The following is a 13,011-nucleotide window of genomic DNA, read 5'->3' on the forward strand; positions in this document are numbered from 1 at the left end:
GGGGCTCTGCCGGATTAATTAGCCAGTACTTTCGACCATTGCTGCTCGTTGACCGAGCCAAGAATATGGGCAGCGCCATCCACTTCCCCGGACGCAATCATCAATACTGAGCCGTACGCCGGAGTTAGCGGGGAATGCACACCCAGTTCTTTTTCCATCTGGTCAAAACACTCACTGTGAGTCACCAGAACCAGATTGCGTTGGCGCACCTTATGTTTAAGCGCATTTTCGAGCATGCCGTTGCGACATTCCGCCAGCCAGCTCTGGCTGGCCACGGCCTTGTTGAACATGAAGCCGGCTGTTTGCTCGGTGCGGGTTAGCGGGCTGGTGTAGATGTCCGAGTTAGTCACGCCGAGGCGCATAAAACTCTGGCCAATCGATTGGGCAACCTCTTTAGCTCGCGCGGTAATGCCGTCGGGACGATCAAGACAAGGCGCGCTCGAATGGTCACAACGCTCAACATGACGAACCAACACAATCACGTGACCCTGCTTCCACTGCGCCAGCATATCGGCAGTCGTTTGCGCACCCGCGCTGGCCAGCTCAGGCACCTGCGGCACCTTGAGCATTGCGTAAACCGCAAAAAATGCGGCGATAAATAGCGCCACAATTGCCCCGACCTGAAGCTGACGCGGCAGCTTCGCAGGTGTTGCATAGGCATCTACTTTCAACATCAGCCCACTCCAGAGCGCCTGAGCACTCATCAATCGCTGCCAAGCCACTTGGCCTAACCGGTTTGCTCACCGAAAAGGCCAGGCGACTCGAAGCTGGTAACGCCTTATCAACTGCAAAAGCCTGACTTAAGGCTGGCCTTACAGCGTTACACGGATGAATTAATGCAGCGCATCTTGTCTGGGCCGACATGAATAACTTGTGAAAAATACGTCCAAAAATTGCGTCAAGGCGTGCACGCAGCCGTGCAGGGTCATGTTCAGCAATGCCGTAGATGCGCACACAAAAGCCTCCAACTGGATAGTCGTTCATCCGTCACGCATTAAGGCAGGCATGAGCCAGCGCGCCGACACACGAGCGCTGTAACCTGGGCAAGAAAGGAATAACTGGCCAAAGCACAGCGACGCCCTGATCATAGTCAGCAGGTAGCCAACCAAGACACAGCCCACCATGCGCCGAAAAATACCCAGCACCACTGCCCTGATCGCTTTCGAATCGGCTGCGCGCCACCAAAGTTTCACCAAAGCGGCAGAAGAACTCGCACTGACCCAGAGCGCCATCTGCAGGCAGATCGCCGGGCTTGAAGAGTTTCTTAATGTCAAACTGTTCCGCCGCTCGCGTCGGGGCGTTGTGCTCACCGAAGCGGGAGTGTCCTACTCACGCCGGATTGCCAGCCAACTGGATGCCGTCGAGCGCGACACGCTGGCGGTTATCGGGCAACAGGGCGCCATGACTATAGAACTGGCGGTTGTTCCGACGTTCGGCACACAGTGGCTACTGCCACGCCTCAAGGATTTCCAGAACCTGCACCCGCAAGTCACGGTAAACCTGACCAACCGCACCCGGCCATTCCTGTTCGCTGACACCGACTTCGATGCAGCCGTCTACTTTGGCGATGGTGTGTGGTCTGGCACCAGCGCACATGCCCTGATGCGCGAGAACCCGATGCCGGTGTGCAGCCCGGCCTTGCTCGCCGGCGCAGCGCAACTGACCCCGCAAGCCGTTGCCGAGTTGCCACTGCTCCAACAAACCACGCGCCCCTACGGCTGGCGCCAGTGGTTTAACGCACAAGGCCTGAACATTGCGCGCGACATGAGCGGCCCACGCTACGAGCTATTTTCGATGCTCGCTCAGGCTGCCATGCACCAGATGGGCATCGCCCTGATTCCGCCATTTTTAATTGAGCGCGAATTGAGCGAAGGTCGCCTGGTCATTGCATCACCGCACGGTTACCGGAGCGACAAGGCCTATCATCTGATGATCCCTGAGCGCCGGGTCGAATCATCAGCGCTGCTGGCCTTTCGCGACTGGTTAATCCGGGAAGCGGAGCTCTATGCCGACGCCAATGGACTAAAATAAATGACACCCTGCAAACTAACTCGATCTGCCGGCGCTGAAAAGCAGCAGAGACGAATCGCCTGTTTCCATTATAAATAAAGGCTTAGCGCTTATTACTGACCCCGTAGTCAGAATTATAAATCGCTACAAAGCGCTACCTTCCAGCCCAAAGAACTGTTTAATTTATTGAACACTTAAGTGCATCGGAAGGCCACAGGCCGCCATCTCCACGCCTACTCTGTTGTTTATGCGACATTATTTTTCCTAAACATTTTCACCCCCGGGAAAACACTCGACAAAAACCTCTAAACCCGTATAAACCCCAATTTTTTCAATAGCTTAACCAAAAATTATAAGCTTATAGTCACACTGTGACTTGTAGTTATCGCAATGTTTTACTCCAGAAATTGTTGATGCCCTCGCGCTTCACCTGCAAAATGCCGCCCCCGCCTTAATAACAGTAATGCTGTTGCGGGAGTGTGCTGATCCCCCTCTGCCAACACGCCACCCGTAGTGTGTCGGTTCACAAAAAAAGATCACGCAGGAGATTTGAAGTGCACATCGGTGTTCCTCTCGAAACCCATGACGGCGAGACGCGCGTTGCGGCGACTCCCGAAACCATCAAGAAGCTGGTTGGCCAAGGCCATCAGGTGACAGTTGAAAGCGGTGCCGGCATTACAGCCAGCATTACCGACGAGGCGTTTGCAGCAGCAGGCGCGACTATTGGCAGCGCCAGCGCTGCATTTGGTGCCGAACTGGTGCTCAAGGTCGTCGCTCCGTCTGAAGCAGAATTAGCGCAGATGAATTCCGGCGCTGTACTGGTTGGCATGCTCAACCCGTTCAGCAACGAAACCATTGCCCTGATGAACGCTCGCGGCATTACCGCTTTCGCACTCGAAGCTGCCCCGCGCACCTCGCGCGCGCAGAGCCTCGACGTGCTCTCCTCGCAAGCCAACATTGCCGGCTATAAAGCTGTGCTGCTGGCTGCTCACCATTATCCACGCTTCATGCCGATGCTGATGACTGCTGCGGGGACCGTTAAGGCCGCGCGTATTCTGATTCTCGGTGCTGGTGTTGCTGGCCTGCAGGCCATTGCGACCGCCAAGCGTCTGGGTGCGGTGATTGAAGCTTCCGATGTGCGCCCTGCCGTTAAGGAGCAGATCGAGTCGCTGGGGGCCAAGTTCGTCGACGTGCCGTTCGAGACTGATGAAGAGCGCGACGCGGCTCAAGGCGTTGGCGGTTACGCCCGCCCGATGCCGGCCTCGTGGATGGAGCGCCAGGCCAAGGCCGTGCACGAAAAAGCCAAACTGGCAGACATCGTCATCACCACAGCACTGATTCCGGGCCGCAAGGCACCGACGCTGCTGCATGAAGCGACCGTGCAGGAAATGAAGCCGGGCTCCGTGGTTATCGATCTGGCAGCTGCTCAGGGCGGCAATTGCCCGCTGACTGAAGCCGAAAAGGTTGTGGTCAAGCATGGAGTGACCATCGTCGGCCACAGCAATCTGGCGGCACTGGTGCCAGCCGATGCTTCGGCCCTGTATGCACGCAACCTGCTCGATTTCCTCAAGCTTGTCATCGACAAAGATGGCCAGTTCAACGTCAACCTCGAAGACGATATCGTCGCCGCGTGCCTGATGTGCCGCGACGGTGAAGTTGTCCGCAGCAACGGCTAAAGGAGTAGAGACATGGATATGATTTCCGACGGTATCTACAACCTGATCATCTTTGTACTGGCAATTTATGTCGGTTACCACGTGGTCTGGAACGTCACCCCGGCCCTGCACACGCCGCTGATGGCTGTAACCAACGCCATTTCGGCGATCGTGATTGTCGGCGCCATGCTCGCAGCAGCGCTGACCGTCACCACGTTCGGCAAGATCATGGGCACACTGGCCGTTGCACTGGCAGCGGTTAACGTTTTCGGTGGCTTTTTGGTCACCCGACGCATGCTCGAAATGTTCAAGAAAAAGGCGCCTAAAGCAGCGCCGACGGAGAAGCACTGATCATGAGCATGAACCTCATCACTGTTCTCTACTTAGTGGCCTCGATCTGCTTCATTCAGGCCCTTAAAGGCCTGTCGCACCCAACCACTTCACGCCGTGGCAACCTGTTCGGCATGATCGGTATGGGCCTGGCCATCGTCACCACCATCGGCCTGATGTACAAACTCAGCGCCGAAGCCACATCGCCAGGCATTGGCTGGGTAATCCTTGGCTTGCTGACTGGCGGTACTGCCGGCTCGATCATGGCCAAACGCGTTGAAATGACCAAGATGCCTGAGCTGGTTGCCTTCATGCACAGCATGATCGGTCTGGCCGCGGTATTCATCGCTATCGCCGCTGTCGCCGAGCCGCAGTCACTGGGCATCGTGGCGGCACTGGGTGACGCGATTCCGGCGGGCAACCGTCTGGAGTTGTTCCTCGGCGCTGCGATTGGTGCTGTGACCTTCTCCGGTTCGGTCATCGCCTTCGGTAAGCTGTCGGGCAAGTACAAGTTCCGCCTGTTCCAGGGCGCGCCTGTATCGTTTGCCGGTCAGCACAAGATCAACCTCGCCGTGGGTATCGCGATTCTGGTGCTGGGCCTGTACTTCACCTTCACCGGTAGCATCACCGCGTTCACCCTGCTGCTGATCCTCGCCTTCGTCATCGGCGTGCTGATCATCATCCCGATCGGCGGTGCAGACATGCCGGTTGTAGTGTCGATGCTTAACAGCTATTCCGGTTGGGCGGCTGCAGGTATCGGTTTCTCGCTGAACAACTCGATGCTGATCATCGCCGGTTCGCTGGTGGGTTCGAGCGGCGCGATTCTGTCTTACATCATGTGCAAGGCGATGAACCGTTCGTTCTTCAACGTGATCCTCGGTGGCTTCGGCGCCGAAGCAGATGCCGGCCCTGCCACGGGCAGCAAAGAACAGCGTCCGGTTAAATCAGGTTCCAGCGACGATGCCGCCTTCCTGCTGACCAACGCCGACACCGTGGTTATCGTGCCCGGTTACGGTCTGGCTGTAGCCCGTGCCCAGCACGCACTGATGGAACTGGCCGAGAAGCTGACGCATCGCGGTGTTACCGTTAAGTACGCGATTCACCCGGTTGCCGGTCGTATGCCTGGCCACATGAACGTATTGCTGGCTGAGGCCGAAGTGCCTTACGAGCAAGTGTTCGAGATGGAAGACATCAACTCCGAGTTCGGTCAGACCGACGTGGTGCTGGTACTGGGCGCGAACGACGTGGTTAACCCGGCCGCGAAGAACGATCCCAAGTCGCCAATCGCTGGCATGCCGATTCTTGAGGCTTACAAAGCCAAGACCGTCATCGTCAACAAGCGCTCGATGGCCAGCGGCTATGCCGGCCTCGACAATGAACTGTTCTACCTCGACAAGACCATGATGGTCTTCGGCGATGCCAAGAAAGTCATTGAAGACATGGTTAAAGCTGTCGAGTAATCGCAGCCAGGCCAAATAAAAATGCCCAGCCCGAGTGATCGGGCTGGGCATTTTTTTATCGCGTGCGTGGCGCGATTGACTACTTGGCGGTCAGCGTTGGATACGCTTCTGTGTAGACCCAGTCATTCTTCTTGGCGGGTACGTGGCAGCCAAGGCAATCCTTCTTGTAGTCGGTTGCAACGTTCTTGGCATTATCGCCTTTGAACAAAGCCCAACCCCAACCTTCGCCCCACATCGGGTTCTTCTCAGCAAAGCGATTGGTGCTGTCTTTCACCATTACGAAGGTTTGTTTTACATCACCCGCGTACTTCACACCCTTACCAGTGGTGTAGTCGCCTTCTTTGCCGTGGCGCAACTCTTTGATCATGACCGCGCCATCCGGGAACTTGCCGGTCTTGCGGAAAGCACCCACGGCATCCGGCTCCAGATAAACATCATGGAAACCACTGGCGCCGCCTTCAGGCACATACCAAGAGCCTAGATGGACCATGGTTGCGCGGAAATCAGCCGGCAAACTGATGTTGCCCTTGGCGTCGACGCTATTCGAGAAGCCCGTTTCAGCTTGGGCCGCCAGAGGCAAAGCTGCACATGAGGCGATGATCAAAGCACTTGTCAGCGTATTTGTAATTTTCACGGTTATCACTCCTTAATAAATGACGCGTCCTGCTGGGATTGCACCCGCAACACGCCATGGCACGTGGCCTAGCTCCCTGATACCAGCCGCAACGCAGTGAACAATCCGCCGGGCGGACCCTAGCATCTGGCGCGGCCAAATACAGCGTTACCCATCCCGCCGTACGAGGCTTTCGGGCTCCCGCAGCCTATAGGAATTACTGACTCAGAGTGGCTATAGAGCCCGTCCATGGCAATTCATTACAGCAAGACCAACCTTTCGCTTGGCACAAAATTCTGCTGCCAAACTGGGCGTGGACAAGTGGGAAATCGAAGGCAAAAAATTGAATTAGCGGTCAAGTTATAATCTCGATCAATTTGCAACTGTACCTATAGCAAGTCACTACCACCTTGCTCAGCAGCAGTGATAAATCTCGCTAATTTAGAATTAAACAGACCTTTAACTTACAGGCAGTACAGTTGAGTCAAAAATGGCAGATACAGTTACAAAGCAAGCTAGCTATCTAAATAGTAATTGAGCGCAGCTGTGACTACTGCGTATCACTGTATTTGGCGATAATTAATTCACCCTAATTAGTCACTCCAACGCCGCCACAAGCGGAAGGATATCAACATGGAACGTACCCTTAGTTCCGATCTGGTTTTTGCTGAGTCTTCATCTAAAGCTACTGCATCGCTGCCGCTACGCCTGGCATCGACTCTGGTTCTCTGGCAGCGCCGTTTGGCCAGCCGCCGTCAACTGGCTCACCTTGACTCCCGCCTGCTGGCAGACGCAGGTATCAGCGAAGCGCAGCGCATGAGCGAGCTGAGCAAGCCGTTCTGGCGTTAAGCCGAACGCCGAATCGACTGGCCCAATAGCCGCTAGATTCGCATGACAAAAAAGCCCCGCCAGTGCCAAGCACAACGGGGCTTTTTGCATTTCAGGGCCGGCGAACCCGTACAGCTTCAGCGCATCATCCAAACCTATCTGAGCAGCCACGCCCAACGCGGTATGGCGCCTATACAGCACGCTCAGTGGCGCCGCTTAAACCAGTCATCCAGCTAGCCGCTCAAGCGTCGCGACCGTAATCGTCGTCGTAGCGAACAATGTCGTCCTCTTCCAGATAATCACCGCTCTGCACCTCGATCAGCACCAGATCCGACTCCCCCGGATTAGCCAGACGATGGCGCTGGCCGGCGGCAATATAGGTCGACTGATTCCGCTCCAGCACACATTCGGTATCACCGCTGATTACCCGCGCCTGCCCTTGCACCACGACCCAATGCTCACTGCGTAACCGGTGCGACTGCAACGAAAGAGCCGCGCCGGGGCGCACCACCACCCGCTTGATCTTGAAGCCCTGGCCCTGCTCAAGCACCGTGTAATTACCCCACGGCCGCTGCACCGTGCGGTGGATCAGGTGCGCTTCATGCGCCGTGGCCTTGAGCTGATCGACCAACACCCGCACATCCTGTGCTCGGTTTGCATGCGCGACCAGCACAGCATCGGCGGTGTCGACAATAAGCAGGTCCTCAACGCCCAGCGTGGCGATCAGCCGCGAATCACCATGCACTAAATTGCGCTGGCTATCGACCAGCAGCACATCACCGAGCACCCGATTATTGGCCCTATCGGGCGGCATCAGTGCCGCCACCGCCGGCCATGAGCCGATATCACTCCAGTCAAAACTGGCACGCACCACCACGACTTTTGTGCTTTGTTCAAGCAAGGCGTAATCAATCGAGATATCTGCACACTGGCTAAAATGCGCGCCGTTCAGCTCTTGCTGCACCAGCGCAGGGGCGGCCAATGCAGGGCTCAGGTCTACGCAGCGCTTAACTTCAGCCAGCAGTTCTGGCGCATGAACTTGCAGCTCGCTTAGCAGGGTGCTGACTGTGGCGCAGAAAATGCCGCAGTTCCAAAGGTATTCCCCGCTGCTGACAAATGCCTGAGCGGTGACACGGTCGGGCTTTTCAACAAACCGGCGAACCATCGCCCAACCCTGCCCGCCCAACCCTGCAGCGGCCTGAATGTAGCCAAAGCCGGTTTCGGCGGATTGCGGCTCGAGGCCAAAGGTCACCAGATAACCCTGCTCAGCCAGATTGCGGGCCTGCGTTACCGCCCGCTCAAACGCCTCCGCGTCTGCGATCAGGTGATCGGCGGGCATAATCAAAACAATGGACTGATCACCGTGGCGCGAAGCAATGGCCAACGCCGCCGCAGCAATCGCGGGGGCGGTGTTGCGTGAACAGGGTTCAAGAATGAAATGCGCTGGTTGCCCGATGCCCAAGGCCGCGTGCCAATGGTCGCGGCTCTGAAAGTAGTAATCGCGATGCGTCACCGTCACGATCTCGCCGCTGCCTGCCAGCCCGGCTGCGCGGCGATAAGTCTTTTGCAACAGCGACTCGCCATCCGGCAAGGTCATGAACGGCTTGGGCTGGCCCGCTCTGGACACTGGCCATAACCGCGTACCAGCGCCACCGGAAAGCACAACAGGGACCAACATCTAAACTCTCCTCGCAGCCTATATTGGCCAATCAACACGCGCATTCGGGCCGATTTGGCCAGCCCCTCATAACATGATGAAGACGCGGCGCAACTTTTGTCACATTTTCCAGACTAATCCCAGTCGCTGGCTGAAATTTTATGTGTAGAGTTATCGCCGTGCGTCTCGGCGCAGCTGAGCTAATCTATTATTCGACAAGCATGCAAAATGGCGTGCTTTTATAAACCCTTTGGAGCTTTCAGGATGAATCCTATCCGCAGTCTTAGCTTTCTCGCCTTGTTTGCACTTGCAACCAGCGCCTCTGCTACCAGCTTTGTGGTAACCACCGACGCAACCGTTGGCGCACTTGGCGCCACAACCGATGCGACATCAGATGTCAGCTCCTCATTCAAAGACGACAAAGTTGTGCTCGCCGCCCGCGATGACGCCGCCAGCTTCGTTGCCAGCGAGGGTTCCATCCGTGGCGCCCACCTAGAGGCTGCTCTGGTCCACGTGCGTCAGGTCGCACCAAGCCTGCAAGCCAATGACATGCAACTGGCTCAGGCTATCCTCAGCCTGTAACAGAGACAGCCAGCCCCAACGCATCACGCCATGGGGCTGGCTGATTATTTGATAGCAACGCGGGCTTTAATGCAGCCAATCGCGTCAAGGCTATTGCGCCCCAAGCAGCTCCCCGCTGTAATGCGCACGCTGTACCCAAACCAATTTCTGCTTATCGGATATCGTCCATGTATCGTCCGCTCCTCGCTGTTGTTGCCGCCACTGCATTGATTACCGGCACTGCCCAGGCTCAAACCATCATTGCCACCAGCAATGTACTGATTCGGGCACTTGATCGCTCGTTGGACTTTACATCGGACACGACCACGTCGATCCGCGACTCGAAAATTGTTCAGCTGGCGCATGAAGACGCCGCCAGCTTTGTCGCCAGCCAAGGCGAAATTCGCGGCGCCAACCTCGAAGCCGCGCTCACGACCATTCGCGCTCAGGTGCCTGAAGCGCAAACTGCTTCAGACCAGGAACTCGCAGAAGCCATTCTTTCTCTGTGAGCTGGCTGTGCAAAAGCCTGCTGCTGATCATGCTGCTGGCCAGCTCCGGCAGCTATGCAGCTCTCAAACTGGAACTGGCAGACAGCGCGCTCAATGACGCGCAAAAACAAGCCAGCCAGCAACTGATCAAGCAGGCCTTTGCCGCACTCCCTCCGAAATTTATCCAACAACTCGATCGCAGCGTTGCTATTGAATGGCAGCCGCTGCCGAGCGAAATCTATGGTCAGGCCGGACGCTTCTCGGGGATCACTCTTAATCAGCGGTTACTGCCTGCACTGGTCGATGGCAGCGCATCGACGCAAACCACCCAGCGCCCACACGGCACCGTGCGCAAAGAGCTGCTGGCAACCCTGATTCACGAACTCACGCATCTCTACGACCGCGAACGCTTGTGGTCTGCCGCCGAGCGCCAGCAGTTCCGCCACTGCCAGCAACGCGCGCACAGCAGCGGACTGGTCGGATTGCCAGATGGCTGCCGCGGCCAGACCGAGCGTCGCTTCACCCTCAGTGACGACCCACGCCTGCTGGATTTGGCCGGCTGGCAGCAATATGTCGGGCGGCGCGGTGAGCGTGAAGATGAAAACCATCAGAATGTCCGCAGCCCTGATGAATACGAGCTGACCAATCCGCTCGAGTTTGTGGCCGTGAACATGGAGTACTACCTTCTCGACCCGACTTATGCCTGCCGCCGACCTTCACTCGCGGCGTACTTCAATCAACATTTCAACTGGTCGCCCAGCGCGCAGACTGCTTGCGGCAACGAGCTGGCTTATTTGAATGCCGGCAGTGACTTTGCCCGCGAACCGCTCGGCATGCTCGATCCGGAGCGGGTCTATGAAGTCGATTACCTGCTTGCCGAAGCCAACGACGCACTCGCCAGCCGTTGGGGCCACAGCATGCTGCGCCTGGTTATATGTGCACCGGGCCGCCCACGCGGGCCTGCCTGCCGGCTCGATCTGGACCAGCATCTGGTGCTGTCGTATCGCGCCTTTCTCGGTGATGTTCAGCTCTCCAGTTGGGGCGCACTGGTTGGCCAGTATCCGTCGCGGTTGTTTGTCTTGCCGTTGGCGCAGGTAATCGATGAATACACCAAAACCGAATTACGCAGCCTGGCCTCGGTGCCGCTGAAACTCGATCGCCAGCAGATCAACGATCTGGTAACCCGTTCGCTCGAACTGCACTGGAGTTATGACGGCGACTACTTCTTCCTGTCGAATAACTGTGCGGTCGAAACGCTCAAACTGATCCGTACCGGCGGCAATCAGGCACCAATGCAATCGCTGGACAGCATCATGCCCAACGGCTTGCTGGAAGTACTCGATGCACACAATCTGGCCGACAACACAGTGCTCGATGACCGCCGTGAAGCCATGCGCCTCGGTTACTGGTTTGACTCTTACCGCGACCGTTACCAGAAAATGTTCGAGGTGCTTCACGAGCGCCTGAACATCCCGCAAAAAGCCGTTGAAGACTGGCTGACACTGCCGGCAACCGAGCGCCGGGCTTGGTTCGAAAAAGCCGACATGCGCGCCAGCGCGGCCATGTTATTGCTGGAGAAAGCGGCGCAGCGCAAACAACTGCTGCTGGCTCAGGACGAACTCAAACAACGCTATCTGAGCGGTAACGACAGCAACGACCCAAGCCTTGAGAAGGCGGGCAATGCGCTGGAACAGCTCTTGGCCAATTCAGGTTTTCTCAGCCGTCCGGCAGAGCTGCTCAGCAGCGGCTACGGCCTGCCGCAGGCGAGTGAACTGGACGACCTGCGCGACTCCAGCAGCAGCCGCCAACAGCTGATGTTGCGCTTTAGCGAAGAACTCAATCAGGAGGTTCGCAACTTGCTCGACCCCGAGCGTTTGGCTGAAATGGAAGCCATCGGGGTTAACCTCAAGCAACTCGCCAATCACCTGCACGAGGTGCATAAAGCCAACGGCGGGCTGATGTTGCCCTGAGCGCTCTAGATCAGGGGATCAATGTCTTCTTCATGCTCTTCGGGCAGATGCGTATCGAGCTGCAACCACGGCAACCGGTTATGCACCCAGATATGCCGATCTGCCGGGGCCAGTTCAGGCGTATCCAGCGTCGCCACCGTTACATCCAGCGTGTTCGGGCTAAGCGTGGTGAACAACGCCAACTGGGCGCCGCAATCCGCGCAGAAACTGCGCACGCAACTGGACGATGAAGCAAAGGTTCTTGGCGTGCCCTGCAACCACTGAAAACGCTCCAGCGGCACCGTGATCCAGGTCGTGACAATACCGCCACTGCTGCGCCGGCAAGTGGCGCAATGACAATGTGCGATATCGTGCAACGGCGCGTCGAATTGATAACGCAACGCGCCGCACTGACAACCACCGGTGTGTAAATCGCTCATAAATTCTCCTCTATAAACGCTCTGATCAAGCCTCTTTACTTGCTTTGCACGCTGGCGCTGATCAAGATAGCTCCCTAACTACTTGGGAGGTGATCGTGCTTGATCTGCTGTTGGCGCTGTGGCCACTTTTTGCCCTGATCATCGCGGGTTTCTATCTGCGCCGCTGGAACTTCCCCAATGAAGAATTCTGGCCAGGCGCTGAACGCCTCAACTATTTCATACTCTTCCCGGCACTGCTGTTCAGCAGTTTAGCGCGTGCACCGCTGAATAATCCGGCGCTGCCACGTCTGGGTCTTGCGGTCATGCTCGCCCTCGCTATCGGTTGGGTCGCATTGCTTGTCATTCGTCGTATACGCGGTTGGCCAGCGGCACGTTTCGGCGTATTTACCCAAGGCGTTTTGCGTTTCAACACCTACTTGGGGCTTGCCGCCGTTGGCAGCCTGTTCGGCCAGCAGGGTTTGACCCTTGCCGCAATAATGCTGGCCTTGATGGTGCCAACGGTCAACGTCTTGTCAGTTTGGTCGCTAACCGCTGAGCGTGGCGTCAGTGCGCGAAGCCTGCTGTTGCCGATTGCCAAAAACCCACTGATTCTGGCCTGTCTTGCCGGGGCTTTGATCAATTTTAGCGGGATTGGCCTGCCGTTTGGCAGTGACCGTCTGCTCAGCCTGCTTGCCGCTGCCAGCTTGCCGCTGGGTCTGCTCTGTGTGGGCGCAGCACTGCGGCCCGAGCAGTTGGGCGGCGAAATTCCGGCCCTCGGCTGGAACAGCCTCGCTCGCTTGTTGGCGATGCCCCTGATGGCCTGGCTGGTGGCCTATGCGCTGCACTTGCCAGCAATGGAAAGCACCGTGCTGGTGTTGTTCTTCGCCTTGCCGACTGCACCGACCGCGTATGTGCTGACGCGTCATCTCGGTGGTGACAGCCAGTTGATGGCCGGCGTAATTACCCTGCAAACGCTGCTGGCAGCGGCCAGCCTGCCGATTATTCTAACCCTGCTGAGTTAGGCCACTGCGGGCCTGACTC

The 13,011-nt window shown here is 57.1% G+C and carries 13 protein-coding genes; 9 read left to right on the forward strand and 4 right to left on the reverse strand.

The features are described 5' to 3' along the window. Nucleotides 1-14 precede the first annotated feature (14 nt). Complete coding sequence (locus FEZ62_RS07300) at nucleotides 15-674, reverse strand: histidine phosphatase family protein (protein ID WP_172927285.1); 660 nt, start codon at nucleotides 672-674, stop codon at nucleotides 15-17. 448 nt (nucleotides 675-1,122) lie between these two features. Between FEZ62_RS07300 and FEZ62_RS07305 the strand changes: the two genes are divergently transcribed. From FEZ62_RS07305 to FEZ62_RS07320, 4 genes are all read left to right on the forward strand, one after another. Beyond that, on the forward strand, nucleotides 1,123-2,031 hold the full coding sequence (locus FEZ62_RS07305) for a LysR family transcriptional regulator (RefSeq protein ID WP_172927286.1): 909 nt from the start codon (nucleotides 1,123-1,125) through the stop codon (nucleotides 2,029-2,031). A gap of 533 nt (nucleotides 2,032-2,564) precedes the next feature. Next, the gene (locus tag FEZ62_RS07310; protein WP_069900819.1) at nucleotides 2,565-3,686 is read left to right on the forward strand and encodes a Re/Si-specific NAD(P)(+) transhydrogenase subunit alpha; all 1,122 of its coding nucleotides are present in this window, start codon (nucleotides 2,565-2,567) and stop codon (nucleotides 3,684-3,686) included. A 12-nt stretch (nucleotides 3,687-3,698) separates the two neighbouring features. Then, nucleotides 3,699-4,016 (forward strand): NAD(P) transhydrogenase subunit alpha, encoded by a 318-nt coding sequence (locus FEZ62_RS07315; protein ID WP_069900821.1) that lies wholly within the window; start codon nucleotides 3,699-3,701, stop codon nucleotides 4,014-4,016. Nucleotides 4,017-4,018: 2 nt separating this feature from the next. Continuing rightward, nucleotides 4,019-5,455, forward strand: a complete 1,437-nt coding sequence (locus tag FEZ62_RS07320) for an NAD(P)(+) transhydrogenase (Re/Si-specific) subunit beta (RefSeq protein WP_172927287.1) — start codon at nucleotides 4,019-4,021, stop codon at nucleotides 5,453-5,455. 79 nt (nucleotides 5,456-5,534) lie between these two features. Here FEZ62_RS07320 and FEZ62_RS07325 read toward each other — a convergent pair whose 3' ends face one another. Next, a complete protein-coding gene (locus tag FEZ62_RS07325; protein WP_069900825.1) occupies nucleotides 5,535-6,089 on the reverse strand; it encodes a cytochrome P460 family protein in 555 nt (184 codons plus the stop codon). A gap of 612 nt (nucleotides 6,090-6,701) precedes the next feature. Here FEZ62_RS07325 and FEZ62_RS07330 point away from each other — a divergent pair. Further along, nucleotides 6,702-6,917, forward strand: coding sequence for a DUF1127 domain-containing protein (locus tag FEZ62_RS07330; protein WP_069900827.1), 216 nt, complete (start codon nucleotides 6,702-6,704; stop codon nucleotides 6,915-6,917). A 220-nt stretch (nucleotides 6,918-7,137) separates the two neighbouring features. Here the strand turns inward: FEZ62_RS07330 and FEZ62_RS07335 are convergent, their stop codons facing one another. Continuing rightward, nucleotides 7,138-8,574 (reverse strand): mannose-1-phosphate guanylyltransferase/mannose-6-phosphate isomerase, encoded by a 1,437-nt coding sequence (locus FEZ62_RS07335; RefSeq protein ID WP_172927288.1) that lies wholly within the window; start codon nucleotides 8,572-8,574, stop codon nucleotides 7,138-7,140. A 243-nt stretch (nucleotides 8,575-8,817) separates the two neighbouring features. Here FEZ62_RS07335 and FEZ62_RS07340 point away from each other — a divergent pair, with 243 nt between their 5' ends. From FEZ62_RS07340 to FEZ62_RS07350, 3 genes are all read left to right on the forward strand, one after another. After that, a complete protein-coding gene (locus tag FEZ62_RS07340; protein WP_069900831.1) occupies nucleotides 8,818-9,135 on the forward strand; it encodes a DUF2388 domain-containing protein in 318 nt (105 codons plus the stop codon). Nucleotides 9,136-9,302: 167 nt separating this feature from the next. Next, nucleotides 9,303-9,623: a DUF2388 domain-containing protein gene (locus tag FEZ62_RS07345; RefSeq protein ID WP_172927289.1), complete on the forward strand. Its 321-nt coding sequence runs from the start codon at nucleotides 9,303-9,305 to the stop codon at nucleotides 9,621-9,623. A 29-nt stretch (nucleotides 9,624-9,652) separates the two neighbouring features. Next, nucleotides 9,653-11,572 (forward strand): DUF4105 domain-containing protein, encoded by a 1,920-nt coding sequence (locus FEZ62_RS07350; RefSeq protein WP_172927579.1) that lies wholly within the window; start codon nucleotides 9,653-9,655, stop codon nucleotides 11,570-11,572. A gap of 5 nt (nucleotides 11,573-11,577) precedes the next feature. Here the strand turns inward: FEZ62_RS07350 and FEZ62_RS07355 are convergent, their stop codons facing one another. Beyond that, nucleotides 11,578-11,991, reverse strand: coding sequence for a GFA family protein (locus FEZ62_RS07355; protein WP_172927290.1), 414 nt, complete (start codon nucleotides 11,989-11,991; stop codon nucleotides 11,578-11,580). Nucleotides 11,992-12,086: 95 nt separating this feature from the next. On the opposite strand from FEZ62_RS07355, the gene FEZ62_RS07360 reads away from it, so the two are divergent. Further along, complete coding sequence (locus tag FEZ62_RS07360) at nucleotides 12,087-12,992, forward strand: AEC family transporter (RefSeq protein ID WP_150548024.1); 906 nt, start codon at nucleotides 12,087-12,089, stop codon at nucleotides 12,990-12,992. Nucleotides 12,993-13,011: the final 19 nt, after the last annotated feature.

Source organism: Pseudomonas sp. MS19, assembly GCF_013277615.1.
Taxonomy (GTDB): domain Bacteria; phylum Pseudomonadota; class Gammaproteobacteria; order Pseudomonadales; family Pseudomonadaceae; genus Aquipseudomonas; species Aquipseudomonas marincola.